The following is an 18,146-nucleotide window of genomic DNA, read 5'->3' as shown; positions in this document are numbered from 1 at the left end:
GCGGCCCTAACTGATCGAATTCTATCAGACCGGAGAGCGACTACTGCGTCTCCATTGAACAATAAGGCTGGGCACCACGCTACACGCGCTGCCCAGCCTCCGGACTTACTCGTCTAGGTATGAGATGGCCTGTCAAGTGCCGGACAAACTACTTGAGCGAGGAAGCGCATGGCTATCAACGAGCTCGATGTACTACTCGGCTTCTGGGAACTCACCGCTCGCACACGCAAGTCCGACCACGAGGACATCACTGGGTTCTCACCGCGACCCACATACTGGACGGCAGCCTCCTGCAGCTCGACGGCAGGCTGTGGATCGGCCGCACGCAGATCCACAGCCTTCAATTGATCTGGCGACTACGCCGCGATGGCGGTGGCGGTGGCAATCCGAAGCCACTCAGGCCACCACCCCAGCCCCGCGAAAGATCGAGATCAGCATGACATCGCACAAAGTTTTCTATCGAAAGATTGTACGGAAAGTAACCTAGGGGAATTGACGACCGCAATGCGATTTTCATCGCCATCGATACCAGCCCTCCGGAGATCATCAAGTGAAGCACTAAATGTACTAATGTAGAGAAATGTAGGCAGCGTTGCTAGTTTTCTTTTCGGACCCACCCGACAAGGAGAACAATGAAGAATCGATTTATTGCCTACTCGATTGCGGCGTTCACAGTTGCAGTCTCGACGCTTGTGATTCCTGGTGTGGTGGCATCCGCGGCGCCGTGCTCCGACGTCGACGTGACCTTCGCCCGCGGCACGGGTGAGCTGCCAGGTCTCGGGATCACAGGCACGCCTTTCGTCAACAGTGTGAAATCACAACTGGCCGGTCGATCGGTGAGCACGTACGCGGTCGATTACAGTGCAAACGCCTCCCAAACGAGCGCAGGCCCGGGTTCTCGCGACCTAGTCGACCACGTCACTTCCGTCGCGGCTGCCTGCCCTGCAACGCAATTCGTGATCGGAGGGTACTCGCAGGGCGCAACAGCGGTCTCCAATGCGGTTGGGTTGCGGACGCCGAGCAGCTCCACAGGTGCGGTGCTGCCTGGCTCGGTCACCGATCGCATCAAAGCTGTCGTCGTCTTCGGGAATCCGCTCGGATTGACCGGCGAGCGCATAGAAACGTCGAGTAGCGTCTACGCGACCGTGGCAAAGAGTTTTTGCAACTTCGGCGACCCCGTCTGCCAGTTGGGAGGAATCATCGGAGCGGCGCATCTGACGTACGGCACCAACGGGAGCACCACTACGGGCGCGACATTCGCGTCATCCCGTATCGCATCCGCATCCTCCTAGCCTCGGACATTCATGGCACGTCGTCACCGGCAGGGCCGAGCGGCCTTGTAAGCAGCTCGCAATGCCGCGCCGCCAAGTGCTGGGTGGCCCCCGGAGGTCAGGAGGTTGGGCGACCTCCGGGGGAGCTCCCACGTGACGGTTCTCGTCTGCCCACGCCGGGAACCGTGGGTACCGTTGTTCCGCTGTCCAGAGTCATGCAGCCCGCGGAGCGAATCACCACCGTCGGCCTGGTTGGTGGCGGGATCGTCCGCGATCATGTACGGCGCGCCGCCGCTTAGCACCGCGACGTCACCGGGGCTCAGCTGCACCGGGTCGCCGCCTTGTGCGGTCACCCAGGCGGAACCGCGCAGGAGCACCGCGAGCGCCAGCGGCGAGCCGTGCTCGAAGTGCAGCGCACAGGATCCGGACAGGAAGGACTGGTTGAACAGGAGACATGATCATGGCCATTGAAGAGGATCCCCCAGTCGATCGCGAACACCGTGTCGGGCGTCGTCGCCTGCTCGCTGGAGCGGCCGGTGTCGCCACGGCCACGGTACTGTCGCCGGCCGCGACAGCGGTGGCCGAGCCAGCTCCCTTCGACGTGAAGCGGCCACTGCTGATCCGCGGTGCCACGGTGGTGACGGTGGACGACACACGTGGCGTCCTGCCGGACACCGATGTTCTCGTCGTGGACGCGAAGATCAAGGCAGTCGGCAGTAAACTCGCCGCACCGCACGCAGCGGCAGTCATCGAGGCCAAGGGTGCGTTGCTCATCCCCGGCTTCGTCGACACCCACCGCCACATGTGGCAGTCCCCGTTGCGCGGCATCGGCGCCGACTGGACGATCGCGCAGTACTCCGACGCCTTCAACCAGATGCTCCCGCACTTCCGCCCCGAGGACATGTACGCGGGCAACTACCTCAGCATGATCGAGGCGGTGGCCGATGGGGTCACCACCGTTGTGGACTGGTCACACGGAGCGCTCACGCCCGATCACGCCGACGCGGCCGTCGACGCGCTGACGGCCGTGCCCGGCCGGGCGCGGTGGGCCTACGGCCGGTGGGCCGGGGCCAGCAATGCCGCCTGGGTCACCACCGGTGAGGTCGAGCGGATCCGCAACGCGCGGTTCAGCAGCCAGGACCAACTCGTGACCATGCAGCTGGCACTGGAACTGCTGCTGCAGGACCCCACCACGGAAGACGCTTTCCGTTATGCCGCCGACCACGGCCTGCCGGTGACATCGCACGCCGGTAGTGATGATGCCGAGATCACTTACCTAGCACAGCGAGGGTTCCTGCGCCCGAGCACGACACTGGTGCACGCTGTCGGCTTCTCGGACGACTCCTACCGCAGGATCGCCGACAGCGGAGCCTTCCTGTCGGTCGCGGCGGAGAGCGAGGTCAACACCGGGTTGGGCTACCCGCCCACCGGCAAGGCCCGGCAGTTCGGCATTCCCCTGTCGCTGTCCTCGGACACCGTGGTGTGGTGGAGCGGCGACATGTTCTCCGCGATGCGGGCTACGCTCAACGCCGAGCGAGGACTCGCCCTGGCGCGAGGTGAACAGGTGACCTCCCACCAGCTGCGAGCCGCCGATGTCCTGCGATACGCGACACTCGGCGGCGCCGAGGCACTGGGAATGGCCGACCGGATCGGCTCCATCACGCCGGGCAAACTCGCGGACCTCGTCCTGCTCCGGCAGGACACGCCGTCGATGACACCGGTGAACAACCCGGTGGGGCATCTGGTCTACCAGGCGGGACGCGACGACATCGACACCGTCATCGTCAACGGCAAGGTGCTCAAGCACCGCGGCGAACTGGTCGGGATCGACCTTCCGCGAGCGCGCCGGCTGGCCGAATCGACGCGCGACCACTTCCGGGCTGGTGTCGGGGAAGCGGCGTGGCAGAAGTTCATCGACCCGCCTGCCGCGCGCTGATCGGTGCGACGAACAGGCCGGCAGCACACTCATCGGCCGATGAGTTTCCGTCGGATGGCCCGTACTCACATCCATGACCTAAGACATCAGGGCCGCAGTGCCGGCCGAACGCCGTGACCAGGAAGAACTCCTCGCCGGGCGCACCGGATGAGGACACGCCGGCGCCGCCGCGGCTGATGGCCATGTGGGACAGCACGTTGCTCGCCTATGCCGACCGCAGCCGGATCATTTCGACGGAGTACCGCAAGGTCGTCATCCGGTGCGCTCGTCGACGCGGCCAGCGCAGCTCTCGCCCGGAGGTCACGCCCTGAGGTCTGAACAGCAATATCAAGATGAGGACCGCGCCGAGGATCAGCGGTCGGGCACCGTCGGGGATGGTGACGAGGAGCCCGCCCACGGTGAGGCCGCTCTGCAGGTTGACCACGGTGTTGGTCTCGGCCCATAGGCTGCCGCCGACCCCGCAGATACCGGCGGAGAGGACGAAGGCAATCACCCGGTGGCGCGTCACATGGATCCCGACCCCCGGCGCGGCGAGCATGTTCTCACGCGAGGCCCGCAGGAGCCGGGCAGTGCGTGTGCGCTGGTAGAGCCAGGCCACCACGACTGCGCCGAGAGCAAAGAGCAGTATCGCCTGGATGTCCCAGGCCTGGCGCACCCGACCATCGACTGCCCACTGGGGGCCTGATCTGCTTCCAGTAGGTGAGCAACTGCACGGTCACTGCGAGCAGCGCAAAGGTGGCGATCCCTGCTTGCTGGCTCTGTGAGGTCTCAGGAGCTGCTTGACGGATTGTTGTCAGGAGAGTCTTGTCTGTTGTCGGGAGACGCTTGACGTGGATTCGCGCCTGGGCCGAAGCCTCTGAGTCGGGTGACCGGATCGGTGTTGTGGCGCGGGCGGACGGCGAGTTCTTCTTCGCCAGCGAGGATGCGGAAGTAGGTGTCTTCGATCACGACGGTGACGAGTTTGCCCGCGTTGCGATTGCCTAGTTTGAGGCGTTGGTTGTTCACCATGATCCGGTCGCTGGCGCTGATTCGTCGTTGTGCCCGGACCTAACCGGCGGGCACCTGAGGCGGCGGAAGTGGAGTTGAGACCGCGCGGATACCCCGCAGTGTCGGCAGAGTCTCCCGGGGAATGGGGCAGGGCCAGGTGTCGGCAAGCGCTCCGCCGGCGATGGCGTGTATCAGGCGCCCGTCCAAGCGCAGCGTGATGGTTCGTCCGGCGAGACTGGTGCCGATCTGGTGATCGGCGCCGGCGATGCCGACAGTTCCGTCACGGGAGACCCTACGGTCGATCTCGACTACCTGCCCACCCGGCACGGTAGGTGCGCCGCAGGCACGCGCCAGGGCCGCCGGAGCGGGCGCGGGCCCGGCCGGGCGCGCGCCGCGCAAGGTCAGCGGCAAGTCCTCAGGTGAGAGCCGGGACACGACGGTCTTGACCAGACGGCCTTCCAGTACGACGTGGATGCTGCGCAGGTCAGCCCAGAGTGTCAGCGTCCGCCCCGACCACGACGGGTGCATCGCGAGTTTCTGTCCCTTGCTCACCCCGGTGACATCGCCGCTGGGTGGGATATGGAGCTCGGAGTCGCCACCGCCCGGCCGCGCTTCGGCTGGCGCATGGAGTCGGCTGCCGGGAACCTGCTGCAGCACGCCTACGAGCTCGTCGTCACGACGGGGGGCAGGCCGGTGTGGGAGTCGGGCCGGGTGGAGGCGCCCGACGGGGCGGGTGTCGAGTACGCCGGTCCCGAGCTGGCCTCGCGCACCCGCTACGAGTGGCGGGTGCGCAGCTGGCTGCACGGTCGGCCGACGCCGAGCGCGTGGGCGGCGGCGGCCTTCGAGACCTCGTTGCTGCGCACCGCGGACTGGCGGGCCCGGTGGGTGGTCCCGGACCAGTAGCCGACTCTGCTGGAGCGGTCCTCGTTCGCCGGAGCCCTCTCCCGGTGCCGAGGGCCCCACCACCCCACCGGGTGCCCGGCTGCGTCCGCCGCTGCACCTGCGCCAAGGCTTCACCTCGAGTGGCCACATGCGGCGCGCACGGCTCTACGCGACGGCCCACGGGGTGTACGAGGCCGAGCTGAACGGCCGGGTGGTGGGTGGGCCGCATCGGGCTGGCGGGCTCGAGCGCCAACTACGGCGACCGCCTCGGCGCTGACAACTGGAGATCGAGTACGTGGACGGCTCGGCGGCCACCGTCGTGTCGGGGGACGACGTCCGCGCGGCGGTCGGCCCGCGCAGGTACGCCGACCTGTTCGTCGGCGAGCACCACGACGCCACCCGCGAGCTGACCGGATGGTCCACGCCTGCCTTCGACGACGCCGGGTGGCGACCGGTGATGTCCGAGGACGGTGGTCTCGCCGTGCTGACTCCGTTCGCGGGGGAGCCGGTGCGCCGCACCCGGGGTGCGGTGCACCGCCGCCCCCGCGAACGCGAGGGCGAGCGACCCGTCCCCCACCACTGGGAACACGTGCTGTGGGTCTGCGGCCACGACGACCTCGAAACCTTCATCCCCTTCGCCGACGGGGTGCACCTCGACGGCGTCGTCGAGCAGATCACCGTGCCGTTCCTGATCGCGCACGGCGCAAACGACCGTCAGATCCCCGTCGAGTACGCCCACCGGTCCTACGACCAGGCCGTCCACGCCCCCAAGCGCGACCTGCGGATCTTCACCCCCGAGGAGGGCGCCAGCGAGCACATCGGGCTGGATCCTGCTCGCGGTCGACGGAATTGTCGAATTCGGGCCAGCCGGAGGCAGCCCCGAGTGGATGACCGACAAAGCGATCTTGGAGCGCGATCGTAGCCGCGAGATGTTCCGAACGGCTGTCCACGCCGGGATGCGCGTCGCAGCCGGTACCGATGCCGGGACTCCCTTCAATCGTCATACCGACCTCCCCAAAGAGCTCGCGGTGATGGTCGCAATCGGCATGTCGCCGATGCAAGCTCTCCTGGCGGCGACAGCGAATGCCACCGCGAATCTTGATCTCCTCGACGAGATCGGCACTATCGAGGTGGGAAAGGCCGCTGATCTCGTGTTGCTCGACGGGGACCCGCTCGAGGACACCGGCGCTTACGGTCGACCGGTTCTGGTCGCGAAGGCCGGCGTCATTGCCCGCAACGACCTAGCTCAGCGGTGGTGATGCGGTCGACGTAGACGCGGGAAGAAGCCGAACGAAGCCCCGGCGTTCCTGATCAATCGCTTGCCGGTGGCCGCTGTACGAGTTCGTCAGGGCAAAGGCATGAGGATGACGTCGACGATCGCTGCGATGTCGTCGTCGCTGATCGGCCTGCCGCGGACAAGCTGCCAGTGGATCAGGAGAGCGAGGGCGGCGGAGACCGCGATCGGCTGCTCTCCTGACGGATCGGTCCGGCCCGGGGGACGATCGCCGCGCTCCACCGCGTGCGCCAGCACGCCCTCGACGGCGTGGTGCAGAGACTCGATATAGCGCTGGCGGACGAGGCCGCACAGTTCCGGTTCCTGGCGAGCTGTGTCGAGCAGCGCTGAGAGCAGGTCGGCGCGAGAGTGGTCCGGGCTCCGAGTGGCGCGGGTCATGGTCGCGATGAGTTCCGCGCGGAGTTGGCCGGGACCGATCGTGACCGGGACGAGGTCGTCGGTGAGGCCAGCATGGTCCAGCGCCTCGGCGGCAAGTTCGGCGCGGGATCTCCAGCGCCGGTACACGGTCGCCTTACCCACCCCCGCTCGTGCCGCGGCCTTGTCCATGGTCAGCGCCGGATATCCGCCCTCAGCGAGCAACTCGTTGGCCGCGCGCAGGATCTGGGCATCCCGGGCGGGGTCACGTGGAGGGCCCGAGACGCCGGGGGGACGGCGCAGTCGCGCACTGGGTTCGGGCATGCCTGCTCTCTTCTCCACACTAGGACCACTTTGTATCGAGCCTATCGGGACTGTTAGCGTCCCCTGAACACGGAACATAGTTGTCTCGGGTTCTGAATGATCAACTTGATTGCGAGGTGGCGTAGTGAAGGCTGTGGGTTTCACCGAGTTCGGCGGCCCGGAGGTCATGCGGGTTCTGGAACTGCCGGAGCCGCATGCCGGTCCCGGGCAGGTGCGGATCAAGGTGGCCGCGGCCGCCGTACACGCGTCCGATGTCAACGCGCGGCTAGGAGTGCTCGCCGACCACATCCCAGAATGGTTCCCGCCCGCCGAGAAATACGTGCTGGGATGGGACGCGGCCGGGGTGATCGACGAGGTCGGCGAGGGAGTGCGCGCCGAATTGGCGGCCGGCGCCGAAGTGATCGCCCTACTGGAGCCGAAACTGGCGCTGGGCGCGCAAGCGGAATACGTCGTGGCACCGGCGGAATCAGTGGTCCGCGCACCGAAAGGGGCCGACCTGACGGCGGCGTCGACCCTGCTGATGAACGCGCTCACCGCGCGAATGGCGTTGGAGGCCCTCGAGCTGCCGCCAGGAGCAACCGTCGCGGTGACCGGCGCAGCCGGTGCCGTCGGCGGCTATGCGGTGCAACTGGCCAAGGCCGCCGGGCTGACGGTGATCGCCGACGCAGCCCAGAAGGACCGGGACCTGGTCATCGGCTTCGGCGCCGACCACGTGCTCCCCCGTGGAGAAGGATTCGCCGAGCGAGTCCGTGAGCTGCACCCCCACGGCGCGGACGGAATCATCGACGGCGCGGTGATGAACGACACGGTGACCGCGGCGGTACGCGACGGCGGAAACATCGCGACTGTCAAAGGGTTCGCCGGGACTGCGGACCGCGGGGTGCGCTGGTGCCCCGTGTTCGTGTACAGCGGACTCCGAGACACGGTGGCTCTGACGGAGCTACGCGACCAAGCCGAAGCCGGAATCCTGACCCTCCGCGTCGCAGCGACATTCCCAGCCGACCAAGCGGAAACGGCGCACCGGCTCATCGAAGCCGGCGGCGTACGAGGCCGTCCCGTTCTGCGGTTCTGAACCAGAACGAGGACCGACCGCCCCGCTCGAGTACGGGCGGGTCACGTGCACGGCCCGAAGCGCCCGGGGACGGCGCAGTCGCGCACTGCGGTCGGGCATGCCTGTCCCCTTCTCGCACTAGGACCACTTTGTCTCGAGCTCATCGGGGCTGTTAGCGTCCTCCATCAACCCGGAACATGCTTGTCTCGGGTCTTGAGTGATCAACTGCTTGCGAGGTGTCGTAGTGAAAGCTGTGGGTTTCACCGAGTTCGGCGGCCCGGAGGTCATGCGGGTTCTGGATCTGCCGGAGCCGCATGCCGGGCCAGGGCAAGTGCGGATCAAGGTGGCCGCCGCCGTCCACCCGCACGATGTCAACGCACGGCTCGGGTCATCGCCGACTACAGAGATGAAGCGCAAACGATCATTACTCGCGATCTTCATTTCGGCTTCGAGTCGGTCCCTGTGTCACCGACGGTGCAGTCATTTTTTCCGTATCGGTTGCCGCCACCGTCGCGGCATTACGACAAGCGGTCGAGAACAAACTACTTCCGGACTCCTCCGAATTGTCCGTACGCGCTGAGATTATCTGCCGGTTCGTGCACTCACTTATCCTCCAGCCCGTAGGCGCCGTTCGGCTCGAGACCATGGACGAGCTCGACGCATTTGCGCGAAAATATTTGGTGCCGATCATCTCCGGATGAACAGGCCCTGACCCTGCCAAAAGGGACAAAGAATTTCCACCTGCAGCCAGATGGAGACCTACCGTCAACGGGTAGGGAAAGGCCATTCAAGCATCGAAAAAGGTGCGAGATGTTGGCGCGGCGGATCAGGGCAGGAGATACAGGCGTTCGTTCGGCAGCCTGGGGAGCCCCGCACAGTCCCCGGAATCGACGGCGACTCCACATGGCCGGCGGGCGCCCACGTCGCAGACGAATACCAACGCGGCAGTCAGACAAGCGACGAAATCTATTCGTACACTGGAGAACTCGACCGTGACGCGGACGTCTGGTTCATCCGGGCACGGCGAACAATCGACGGGGCTCATCTGCGGTGCCATCTCCAGACTCCAGCGCGAGCGCGCCCGACCACGACCGCACCGGACTGCCTGGCCGCAGTGGCGGCCGGGGGTATCCCGGCGAGAAATGTCTTTTTGGGCGACGTAGGCGAGGACATCGCGATGTCGCTGCCACAGACCCCACACGGATCCTCAGGAACGTCGTCGATACCGAACAGAGAAACCGCCAGCGTCATCGTCGCTGCTCGGATGACCCGCGCGCCGCCGATGGGATGCCTCCGGCAACGGGAAACATCGACCAGCGACCAGGTCGGCAAGTAGCCGGCGCAGGGATTACTCATGTCCATAGGCAATGCCGCCGGGACGCGTCGTCGAGGACAGAATCCACCCCGCTTGCCTCATCGCTTCGAGAGCCTCGACCAGGTCCGCAAGTGAAAGATCGCACCGGTGAGTTCGAACCTCGGCAATGGACGGTTTCAGCTCGGAACTCGGACTACCCGGCATCGGATTCCTCCCGATCGGCGGCTTTGCCCCCGCTCGGGTCGATCGACCAGGCGGCGGGCTAAGCGACTTCTCATACTGACTCGGCTCATTAACAGCCCCCTGACCACAGAGGCACAGCTGCCCAGGCAGGTATGCGAGGCCCGGCGCAGTCGTGGGTGATCGGCCGCCGAGAGCGTCAAGCAGAGGCGCACGGTCGACAAATCTTGAATGGTCCCAATACTACAATGCAACAGATTTAGTTGCAACGTTGCATACGACAGCGCGGAGGGTGTGCGGGATGGAGCCCTGAAGAACCGCGCCTCGTTGCGAGTCTTCCGTGCATCCCCGCGTCCGCGCGCCCGTCGCCTGGGTCGTGTCCCCCAACGATTTGAGCCATTCGACGATGAGGGCCAGCGTGAATACGCCACGGTAGGCCGTGGCGAGCTTGTCGTAGGTACCCGCAATCTCGTCAGAGGAAAGTTCTTGTCCAACAGCGCTATCCGGTCCACGTGCTGGGGATTGGCCCGCAGCGCTCATGCGGCGGCGTTCCTCACGCACCCATTTATGGAGAAGGTTCTCGTGGACATCGAGTTCGCGGGCGATGTCGCGGACCGGCCGCCCGGAATCGATGACTCGGTGCGCGGCTTCGACCCGGTACTCGGGTGAATACGATCGACGCGGACGAGGCATGGTGAACATCCTTCCAGGGACCGATGGTCCCGCTATCTCGGATGTCCACTACTTCAGGGGAACCTCACCCTCGGAGAACCCCATTGAGATTTGTCATTGGGTGTCAGTTGGCGAACTAGGGTCTCGTTACTCGTGTCAGTAGCGTTCGTCACGATATGTCAGTAATCGCATGGTCAAGCCCAGGATTTGGCGCACGATTGCCCGAGCAAAATTGTTCGCGGAAGTTCACTCGAGATGTCAGTAGGGGTTCCGGAATCGCCGAGAATCCAACGAAGTGCGACCTGGCGGGGGTCGCGCGACCAGTGGGCGCGGTTCGCGTTCCCATCTGCTGCTCGCCGACACCATGAGCGGCCGGCTCGCGGCTCGCGTGCACGCGAGTGTCCCGCTCGACCGGGTCGCCGAGGCCCACCGCGCGGTCGCGAAGGGTGGTGTGCGGGGGAAGTGCGTCATCCAGCCCTGATTCCGTCGGCCCCGGGGTGGAACCCGATGCCGCCGCGGCAGTGTCGCGGCGGCCCTGCAAACCCTCGTATTGCGGGAACTCGGATGCGACGCCCGGTTGTACGTGGATTCGTTCAACGCCTGGGCATCGGACCCGGGAGGTCCGATCGAGCAGGGCCGCGGCTGAAGGGACATCGTGGCGTGCCGAGCACCGGGACCTCAGCCGAATCGGATGATCGACAGCACGCCGACGACCACGCAGTAGACGGCGAAGGGCAGCAGTGTGCGGGTCTGGAAGTACCGCTCCAGGAACCGCACGGCGAGCCACGATGACAGTCCGGACACGATGGCTCCGACGAGCACCGGACCACGGATGCCCGCCGTCGCCGGGCTGATCAGTTCCGGGGTCTGCAATAGTCCCGCGCCCAGAATCGCCGGAGTCGCGAGCAGGAAAGCGAATTTGGCCGCGTGTTCGTGTTCGAGACCGCGCCACAGTCCGCCGACCATGGTCAGGCCCGCCCGGCTGAACCCGGTCAGCAGCGCGCCGAGCTGGGAGAAGCCGATGCCGATCGCGTCACCGAATCCGAGGGCCGCCAGTTGCCGATCGGACTGGCGGCGCGACGGCGCGGTCGCGGTGAGGACCCCGGCACGAGCCTGCCGGTAGGCGAACCGCCGCCCGTATTCCGTCAGCGTCGGCTCGTTGCGGCGGCGTAATCCCTCGCCGACGATCAGCACGATGCCGTTGGCCACCAGAAAGACAGCTGCGCATATCGGTGCGCCGAACAGCGCGTGCAGCGGATGTTGCAGCAACGGACCGAGGATGGCGACGGGAACGGTGGCGACCAGGATCAGCAATGCCAGCCGCTGGGACACGGTGTCGAGGCTCCCCGTCCGCACCGTGGTGACGAAACCGGTGACTATGGCATACCAATCCCGCCGGTAGTGACCGAGCAGCGCGACCGCCGTTCCCACATGTAAAGCCACCACGAACGCCAGATACGGTGTGCCCGTGCTCGACTCGCCCTCGGTCACCAGATGTTGCCAATCGCCCCCGAGCCACGCCGCGATCAACACCGAATGCCCGAGACTCGAGATGGGAAACAGTTCGGTGACACCCTGCACGGCGCCGATCACAGTCGCTTGGAAGTAGGTGAGCATCGCAACGAGTCTCGCATGCGCGCAACGGCTACCCGGAGCAACCCCGGAGCGGTCCGATATGCCCGAATCACCTATCCCACAGTAAATTTCGTCCGGTGTGCGTCGATGTCGAACGACGCTACAGCGCTCGGTAAAGAAGGACGCCAGTTTCGGGCTGGCCGTCCGGCGTCTTCAGACGTATCGGCACCGACCATCCCGCCCCGGACCCGATATCGCAGGCCGCGCCGATCGACTGGGTTCAGGTCGGACGTGACGACCATGCCAGCGGTGAACCACCAGGCCCCGCACTGAACTCTTCTGTGCGCGAGGCCATCGCGGGGATGGCGGTCGGTGGCGACGCGGCCGACATCATGCGGCGCTTCCTCGACGGATGGAACCAGGCACAATCCCTGGCCGACATCGCCACCGCGATGGCGGACAACGCAGAGGTCGCGGCGGCGATCGGCCCAGTCACCACAGCACGGTCGATCTCGATCGCCACCGACCTCTACGACACCTACGGCGACCTCGACGACATCCTGAGCACCACACAACTCGACACCCTCGAAAGGCTGCGCCTGCACCCAGACTCATCCGACGGGCGATCACCGGCGATAAGACCCCATTATCGGCGGTCAGGCTGCCTATCGCCCCGCCGTGGGCATTCGATCCGCCGATCCCTTTTCCCTGTCCGGTCCTTCAGCCGCGCAACGCCGAACGCCCCGAGCTCGCTGGTAACGAGTTCAGGGCGTTCGTGATTGGGTAATCGGCCGCGCACAGGCTTGATGCAAGCTAATGGTTGGCGTTTCACAGTGTACTGGCACGAGCCCGGCACTGTGGAGCCGCGATTCAGGATCTCCCACCGCATACGTCAACCCACCACCATCGATGCGCTGGCGAGTCAGATGATGTAGGCAGTACTGGATTGCCTGAACAGTCACCCGATAGCGCGATTGGGGTTGCATCGCGTGAATTTCCTGGCGCCCAAGCGAGAATTCAGGTTTCATAGAGAGAGGAAGAGCCGCTGACAGGAGACAGGAGCCTGTCGTGCCTCTTCCGATCCACCCTCGTCGCCGAACCCGGCTAACCACCCGGTCGAGCGAGATGACGGTGCCGCCTCCGACGCGGTCCATGTGATCAGTCCTCGCGACATACCCATGCTCAATCCCGCTGCAGCGGCTGCACTTTTGCGTCTTCTGCAGCGGATTCCGCGCTCAGAGCCAAACAACGAGGGTACGGAGAGGCCATGACCCAGATCAGGTTCGCGTTCGCCGGACGCGTCTCGACAGAGGACCAACAAGACCCAGAAGCGTCCCGTAACTGGCAGCTAGGGCGCGCCAATGCGCTGATCGAGCGCCACGGCATGGTTGTCGCCGAGTTCTTCGACGTCGGCCAGTCTCGCTCGATCCCGTGGAAGCGACGACCCGAGGCCAGCCGACTTCTCGAACTACTCAGCAACCCCGACCGCGGCTTCGACGCGGTCGTGATCGGCGAACCTCAACGCGCCTTCTACGGCAACCAGTTCGGACTGACCTTCCCCGTCTTCGCCCACTACGGCGTCCAACTCTGGGTACCCGAAGTCGGCGGACAAATCGACCCGGACTCCGAAGCCCACGACATGATCATGTCGGTCTTCGGCGGCATGTCCAAAGGCGAACGCAACCGGATCAAGATCAGAGTCCGCGCCGCCATGGCAGCACAAGCGCAGATCGAGGGTCGATACCTCGGCGGTCGACCGCCCTATGGATACAGACTCGCCGACGCAGGCCCACACCCGCATCCGGGCAAAGCTGCCGACGGCAAACGATTGCACCGACTCGAACCCGTCGCAGCACCGGTCGTGCAACGAATCTTCAGCGAATACCTTTCTGGCGTGGGCGTATTCGCGCTCGCGTAGCTGCTCACCTCCGCCGAGATCGATTGCCCCTCAGCACACGATCGTGCACGCAACAGCCACCGTGAAGGGGCGGCGTGGTCGAAAAGTGCTATCCGCGCGATTCTCACCAACCCGCGCTACACCGGGTATGCCGTCTGGAACAGGCAACGCAAGCAGGGAAACACTCATCGATGTCGAGGACGTCGCCCTGGGCCACGAAACACGACTCACCTGGAATCCGAAGTCGCAGTGGGTGTTTTCCGATCAGCTCGCGCATGAAACCGCTGATCGATCGATCGGTGTTCGACCAGGTGCAGCTCCGGTTGGCCTCACGCGGGCCGCAATCCACAGGTCGAGCGACCCAGCGGCGTAAGCACCCCTACGCTTACAAAGGTCTGGTGTCCCACGAAACCTGTGGTCGCTTGATGCAAGGCACGTGGAATCACGACAGACCACATTATCGTTGCCGTTATCCCTCCGAGTACGCCATCGCCAACCGGATCGACCACCAACCGTCGGTCTATCTCCGCGAGGATCAGTTGAACGAACCCCTCGACCACTGGCTGGCTCAGGTCTTCAAACCAGAACAGATCGAGGTCTCGCTGGCAGCTATGGAGGGCGCACAACCTGACCGATCACCCGAACTCGAGACGACGAGACGGCTCATCAGCGACTTCGATCGAAAGCTGGCCCGGTACCGCGATGCACTCGACGCAGGCGCTGATCCTGTCACTGTCGCAGGATGGACCAGACAGACGCAGGCCGAGCGACAGGTCGCGGCGAACAGACTCGCGACCTTGGAGCAAACTGCCGGTCAGTATCCGCGGCTGACCCGTCGAGACATTCGGGATCTGGTCGAGGGTCTCGGCGGGATGCTCGCGGCCCTGCGTCGAGCTGAGCCGGACGATAAAAATGTGGTCTACCGCCAGCTCGGGCTCAAACTCACCTATAGAGACAAAACACGGATGGTGATCGCCGAAGCGACCCCACCCGTGGGTGTACTGGTTGTGTCCGGAGGGGGACTTGAACCCCCACGCCCTAATACGGGCACTAGCACCTCAAGCTAGCGCGTCTGCCATTCCGCCACCCGGACTTGCTGGTGTGCCAAAAGATTATCCGACGCGCTGTCGGAAACCAAATCGCCCAGTTGACCTGCCGTTTTTGCGAGTCGGCACGCCTCGAGGGTGTACCCACATTTGCTTGCGACCGCCGAGATCGAGGCTTTGGACCGGAGCCATCTGCCGGGACGCGGTTCAGTCCTCGGTCGGTGCGGTCGTTGTCCGTTTGCGGCGCGGGGCCGTCTGTTCGATGCGCGGATCCTCGGTCACCGAGAAGCGTTTGACGTACTCGGACAGGAACGCCTGCACTGTCGCGGTGGCCGGGATGGCCAGTAGCGCACCGACTGCTCCGAGTAGTGCGCCACCGGCGAGCACCACCAACAGCGCGACCGCGGCATTGACGTCGACGGTGCGCGCGGTGATCCGCGGTTGTAGCAGATAGTCCTGTAACCACTGGTAGACGATCGCGAACAAGATGATCCAGACCGCGTCCATCGGATCGACGGTCAGTGCCACGAACACCGGAACGGTCGCGGCGATGTAGGTGCCGATGGTCGGGATGAACGCGGAGATCACGCCGAACCACACGCCCAGGGCGATGGGGTTGGGGATGTGGAGCAATGCCAGGAACGCCCCGTGCGCGACCGCGGAGACGATCGCCAGTAGCACCCGTGAATACAGGTAGCCGCCGGTTTTGTCGATAGCGAGGTCCCAGGCGTGCAGGAAGGTCTGCTGACGGGTGGGTGGTAGCAGAGAACAGACGGTGCGCCGCACCTTCGGACCGCCCGCGGTGAGATAGACGCTGAACAAGGCGATGCTCAGGATCTGGACCAGACCGCCCAAGACGGTGGTCGACACGCCCCAGACGTTGTCGGCGGCGGTGTGGGCGTAGCTCTCGAGCAGGTCGGACTCGCGCATCATCCGCTGGCTGAGGTCGTGCATCGTGAAGTGCTGACCGAAGGTGTGATTGATCCGGTCGACGCCCTCGTTGAGCAGGCGTGGCGATTCATGGACCAAGTTGGTGGCCGTCTCTACGAGCAGCGTCACCAGCGCGGCGAGAAAGGCCAGTACACAGGCGAAGGTGCCCACGAAGACCAGGCCGGTGGCGAGCCCGCGCGGGACGCCGCGTCGCACCAGCAGCGCGACGGCCGGTTCCATCGCCAGGGAGATGAAGAACGCGACCACCAGGATGATCAGGATTCCGGTCAGTCGGTGAAACGCCCAGTCCGCGAGCAGGAACAGCCCGAAGAACACCAGGGCCAGCGCCATTGCCCGAGGCAGCCACTTCGGCATTCTGGTAGGCGCGGGCGCCGGCGGGACGTTGCCAGGGGAGTCGATGTCCACGACTTTCAGTGTGGCCCCGGACCAGCCCATTTCCCGGCTCCGACGCGGCCGTTTGCGCTCGCGGCAGGCTGCTCACCGTTGACGCGCGTCGCCGCACATCCAGCATTTGCACACTCACTACCCGATCATGCATCGATTCGGCGGCGTTCGGAGCATCGGCTTGCTACAGTCCCAGACAGCTGACTACGGGTGCGTAGAAATTGTTTATACATCCGTGTAGATCAGAGGGTCGGATCCGGTCGAGCCGCTCGGCGACCGCATTGAACACGGGGTGATCGAGATGGTATCGATGGACGATAGATCTACTGCAACAACCGATTTAGAGCTCATTGTCCGGTTCTGCCTCGACTGGTGGCGCGACCATCCGCGACAGTCCGTCGAGACCGCGGGCCGACAGGTAACCATGGCGTGGCAAGCCAGCGCTGAGCTGGTCCGAGCGCTGGTTCACCGGCGCTTTCCGCTGTCGGAATTCCTCCGCCAGAGCTCTTTCATGGCAGGTGTCTCAGCCACTCCGACGCTCCTGGTCGCCATCCCTATCGCAGCTATCGTGTCGATCCAGATCGGTTCGCTGGTGAGCCAGGTCGGCGCGACGACCTTCATCGGGGCGGTCAACGGCCTCGGCATCATCCGTCAGGGTGCGCCGCTGGTCACCTGCCTGATGATCGCGGGCGCGGTCGGTTCGTCGATCTGCGCCGATCTCGGCTCCCGGACGATCCGCGAGGAGATCGATGCCATGCGGGTGATGGGCGTCGATCCGATCGGCAGGCTGGTGGCGCCGCGCCTGCTCGCCGCGGTGCTGGTGAGCATTCTGCTGTGTGGGTTCGTGGTGTTCGTCGGGTTCGCCACCGGCTACCTGTTCAACATCTTCATTCAGGACGGCACACCCGGTTCCTACATCAGCACCTTCGCCTCGTTTGCCGTCGCGAGCGACCTGCTGGTCGCGCTGGTGAAGGCAGCGGTATTCGGCGCGCTCACCGCGATCATCGCTTGTGATTGCGGCCTGAACACCAAAGGCGGCCCGGGCGGTGTCGCGAACGCGGTGAACTCCGCGGTGGTCAGTTCGGCGATCGTGTTGTTCGCGGCCAATATCGCGCTCACCCAGATCTACAACACCGTGTTCCCTTCCAAGGTGCTCTGAGATGACCAATTACATACCGCCCCTGCTGCGTCCGCTCCGCGCTGCCAAGGCAGCGACCACCCCGCTCACCGAGGCGAACGCGAGATTGGGTCACCAGGGTGTCGTTTTCGTCGAGTCGTTGCTGGCCATTCCGTTCGTTCTTCGGCACTACCGCAAAGAGGTGGTGCGATTGATCATCGACGTCACCTGGGGCAACGGTGCGCTGGTGGTCGGTGGCGGCACGGTCGGGGTGATCCTGATTCTGTGTGGCTTCGGCGGCATCACCGTGGGAATGGAATCGCATACCGCCTTGGATCTGCTGACGATGAGCCCGCTCACCGGCGCGATCTCCGGCTTCGCCACCACCAGAGAGCTGGCCCCGCTGCTGGCCACCATCGCCTTCGCCGCTCAGGCGGGTTGCCGGTTCACCGCCCAGATCGGCTCGATGCGGATCGCCGAGGAGATCGACGCGCTCGAGTCGATGGCGATCCGCCCACTCCCCTACCTCATCACCACCCGCATGCTGGCCGCCGCGGTCGCGATCCTGCCGCTCTACAGCGTCGGAATGGCCACCGCCTACCTCGCCACCAAGGTCACCGCGTTCTTTTTGGGGGACAACGGCATCGGCACCTACGACCACTACTTCCACCAGTTCCTGGACCCGGGCGACATCGTGTATTCGGTCCTCAAGGCGGTCGCGTTCGTGCTCGTGGCCACCTTCATCCAGTGTCACTTCGGCTATATCGCCGCGGGCGGGCCGGAAGGCGTCGGAGTGGCGGCCGGGCGCGCGATCAAGATGACGATCATCGTCGTCGTTTTCCTCAATCTGCTTCTCACACTCGCGATCTGGGGCGTCGACTCCGGTATCCGAATCTCCGGATAAGGGGAC

At 65.0% G+C, this 18,146-nt stretch carries 20 protein-coding genes, 1 tRNA gene and 1 pseudogene; 13 read left to right on the top strand and 9 right to left on the bottom strand.

Annotated features, from left to right (window positions below; translation table 11 throughout):
- Window positions 1-632: 632 nt before the first annotated feature.
- The gene (locus tag NS1_RS39390) at window positions 633-1,292 is read left to right on the top strand and encodes a cutinase family protein (RefSeq protein WP_084504546.1); all 660 of its coding nucleotides are present in this window, start codon (window positions 633-635) and stop codon (window positions 1,290-1,292) included.
- 23 nt (window positions 1,293-1,315) lie between these two features.
- Here the strand turns inward: NS1_RS39390 and NS1_RS42530 are convergent, their stop codons facing one another.
- Window positions 1,316-1,720 carry a cupin domain-containing protein gene (locus NS1_RS42530; protein ID WP_084504545.1) on the bottom strand — a complete coding sequence of 135 codons (405 nt, stop codon included), beginning with the start codon at window positions 1,718-1,720 and terminating at the stop codon, window positions 1,316-1,318.
- 11 nt (window positions 1,721-1,731) lie between these two features.
- Here NS1_RS42530 and NS1_RS28000 point away from each other — a divergent pair, with 11 nt between their 5' ends.
- Window positions 1,732-3,207: an amidohydrolase family protein gene (locus tag NS1_RS28000; protein WP_169812847.1), complete on the top strand. Its 1,476-nt coding sequence runs from the start codon at window positions 1,732-1,734 to the stop codon at window positions 3,205-3,207.
- Window positions 3,208-3,412: 205 nt separating this feature from the next.
- On the opposite strand, the gene NS1_RS27995 is transcribed toward NS1_RS28000, so the two are convergent.
- From NS1_RS27995 to NS1_RS27985, 3 genes are all read right to left on the bottom strand, one after another.
- On the bottom strand, window positions 3,413-3,862 hold the full coding sequence (locus NS1_RS27995) for an ABC transporter permease subunit (protein ID WP_062989259.1): 450 nt from the start codon (window positions 3,860-3,862) through the stop codon (window positions 3,413-3,415).
- A gap of 113 nt (window positions 3,863-3,975) precedes the next feature.
- Window positions 3,976-4,215 carry a hypothetical protein gene (locus NS1_RS40340; RefSeq protein ID WP_062989257.1) on the bottom strand — a complete coding sequence of 80 codons (240 nt, stop codon included), beginning with the start codon at window positions 4,213-4,215 and terminating at the stop codon, window positions 3,976-3,978.
- 39 nt (window positions 4,216-4,254) lie between these two features.
- Complete coding sequence (locus tag NS1_RS27985) at window positions 4,255-4,746, bottom strand: hypothetical protein (protein ID WP_062989255.1); 492 nt, start codon at window positions 4,744-4,746, stop codon at window positions 4,255-4,257.
- A 27-nt stretch (window positions 4,747-4,773) separates the two neighbouring features.
- On the opposite strand from NS1_RS27985, the gene NS1_RS40335 reads away from it, so the two are divergent.
- The 3 genes from NS1_RS40335 to NS1_RS27970 all read left to right on the top strand — a co-directional run bounded on the left by NS1_RS40335 (window position 4,774) and on the right by NS1_RS27970 (window position 6,335).
- Window positions 4,774-5,097, top strand: a complete 324-nt coding sequence (locus NS1_RS40335; RefSeq protein ID WP_062989253.1) for a glycoside hydrolase family 78 protein — start codon at window positions 4,774-4,776, stop codon at window positions 5,095-5,097.
- A gap of 259 nt (window positions 5,098-5,356) precedes the next feature.
- Window positions 5,357-5,998 (top strand): alpha-L-rhamnosidase N-terminal domain-containing protein, encoded by a 642-nt coding sequence (locus NS1_RS27975; RefSeq protein ID WP_307620026.1) that lies wholly within the window; start codon window positions 5,357-5,359, stop codon window positions 5,996-5,998.
- The gene (locus NS1_RS27970) at window positions 5,964-6,335 is read left to right on the top strand and encodes an amidohydrolase family protein (RefSeq protein WP_062989248.1); all 372 of its coding nucleotides are present in this window, start codon (window positions 5,964-5,966) and stop codon (window positions 6,333-6,335) included. Before NS1_RS27975 ends, NS1_RS27970 begins: the two co-directional genes overlap by 35 nt.
- Before the next feature lie 86 nt (window positions 6,336-6,421).
- On the opposite strand, the gene NS1_RS27965 is transcribed toward NS1_RS27970, so the two are convergent.
- Window positions 6,422-7,048: a TetR/AcrR family transcriptional regulator gene (locus tag NS1_RS27965; RefSeq protein ID WP_062989246.1), complete on the bottom strand. Its 627-nt coding sequence runs from the start codon at window positions 7,046-7,048 to the stop codon at window positions 6,422-6,424.
- A 124-nt stretch (window positions 7,049-7,172) separates the two neighbouring features.
- On the opposite strand from NS1_RS27965, the gene NS1_RS27960 reads away from it, so the two are divergent.
- Together NS1_RS27960 and NS1_RS42195 are read left to right on the top strand one after the other, a co-directional pair.
- A complete protein-coding gene (locus tag NS1_RS27960) occupies window positions 7,173-8,120 on the top strand; it encodes an NADP-dependent oxidoreductase (RefSeq protein ID WP_062989244.1) in 948 nt (315 codons plus the stop codon).
- A gap of 223 nt (window positions 8,121-8,343) precedes the next feature.
- Window positions 8,344-8,487: pseudogene (locus NS1_RS42195) on the top strand (NADP-dependent oxidoreductase); the annotation flags it as partial.
- A 1,350-nt stretch (window positions 8,488-9,837) separates the two neighbouring features.
- On the opposite strand, the gene NS1_RS42525 reads toward NS1_RS42195, so the two are convergent.
- A complete protein-coding gene (locus tag NS1_RS42525; protein ID WP_169812846.1) occupies window positions 9,838-10,287 on the bottom strand; it encodes a transposase in 450 nt (149 codons plus the stop codon).
- Window positions 10,288-10,561: 274 nt separating this feature from the next.
- On the opposite strand from NS1_RS42525, the gene NS1_RS41885 reads away from it, so the two are divergent.
- Window positions 10,562-10,747, top strand: coding sequence for a zinc-binding dehydrogenase (locus NS1_RS41885; RefSeq protein WP_062989241.1), 186 nt, complete (start codon window positions 10,562-10,564; stop codon window positions 10,745-10,747).
- A 197-nt stretch (window positions 10,748-10,944) separates the two neighbouring features.
- Here the strand turns inward: NS1_RS41885 and NS1_RS27950 are convergent, their stop codons facing one another.
- Entirely contained in the window at window positions 10,945-11,883 is a 939-nt protein-coding gene (locus NS1_RS27950; protein ID WP_062989239.1) for an undecaprenyl-diphosphate phosphatase, read from the bottom strand.
- Window positions 11,884-12,182: 299 nt separating this feature from the next.
- On the opposite strand from NS1_RS27950, the gene NS1_RS27945 reads away from it, so the two are divergent.
- The 3 genes from NS1_RS27945 to NS1_RS42520 all read left to right on the top strand — a co-directional run bounded on the left by NS1_RS27945 (window position 12,183) and on the right by NS1_RS42520 (window position 14,017).
- A complete protein-coding gene (locus NS1_RS27945) occupies window positions 12,183-12,620 on the top strand; it encodes a hypothetical protein (protein ID WP_062989237.1) in 438 nt (145 codons plus the stop codon).
- Between the two features lie 488 nt (window positions 12,621-13,108).
- Window positions 13,109-13,759, top strand: coding sequence for a recombinase family protein (locus NS1_RS38660; RefSeq protein ID WP_063816293.1), 651 nt, complete (start codon window positions 13,109-13,111; stop codon window positions 13,757-13,759).
- A complete protein-coding gene (locus tag NS1_RS42520; protein ID WP_373864371.1) occupies window positions 13,760-14,017 on the top strand; it encodes a recombinase family protein in 258 nt (85 codons plus the stop codon).
- A gap of 729 nt (window positions 14,018-14,746) precedes the next feature.
- On the opposite strand, the gene NS1_RS27935 is transcribed toward NS1_RS42520, so the two are convergent.
- Window positions 14,747-14,831 (bottom strand) — tRNA-Leu (locus tag NS1_RS27935).
- A gap of 160 nt (window positions 14,832-14,991) precedes the next feature.
- Window positions 14,992-16,140 (bottom strand): AI-2E family transporter, encoded by a 1,149-nt coding sequence (locus NS1_RS27930; RefSeq protein WP_255284722.1) that lies wholly within the window; start codon window positions 16,138-16,140, stop codon window positions 14,992-14,994.
- Window positions 16,141-16,429: 289 nt separating this feature from the next.
- On the opposite strand from NS1_RS27930, the gene NS1_RS27925 reads away from it, so the two are divergent.
- Both NS1_RS27925 and NS1_RS27920 read left to right on the top strand, forming a co-directional pair.
- Window positions 16,430-17,278: an MlaE family ABC transporter permease gene (locus tag NS1_RS27925; RefSeq protein ID WP_157125419.1), complete on the top strand. Its 849-nt coding sequence runs from the start codon at window positions 16,430-16,432 to the stop codon at window positions 17,276-17,278.
- 1 nt (window position 17,279) lies between these two features.
- Window positions 17,280-18,140 carry an MlaE family ABC transporter permease gene (locus NS1_RS27920; protein WP_062989233.1) on the top strand — a complete coding sequence of 287 codons (861 nt, stop codon included), beginning with the start codon at window positions 17,280-17,282 and terminating at the stop codon, window positions 18,138-18,140.
- Window positions 18,141-18,146: the final 6 nt, after the last annotated feature.

This window comes from Nocardia salmonicida NBRC 13393 (assembly GCF_001613085.1).
GTDB lineage: Bacteria > Actinomycetota > Actinomycetes > Mycobacteriales > Mycobacteriaceae > Nocardia > Nocardia salmonicida.
Note: the sequence above shows the minus strand (reverse complement) of the source record. Positions and strands in the feature narration are given on the sequence as shown.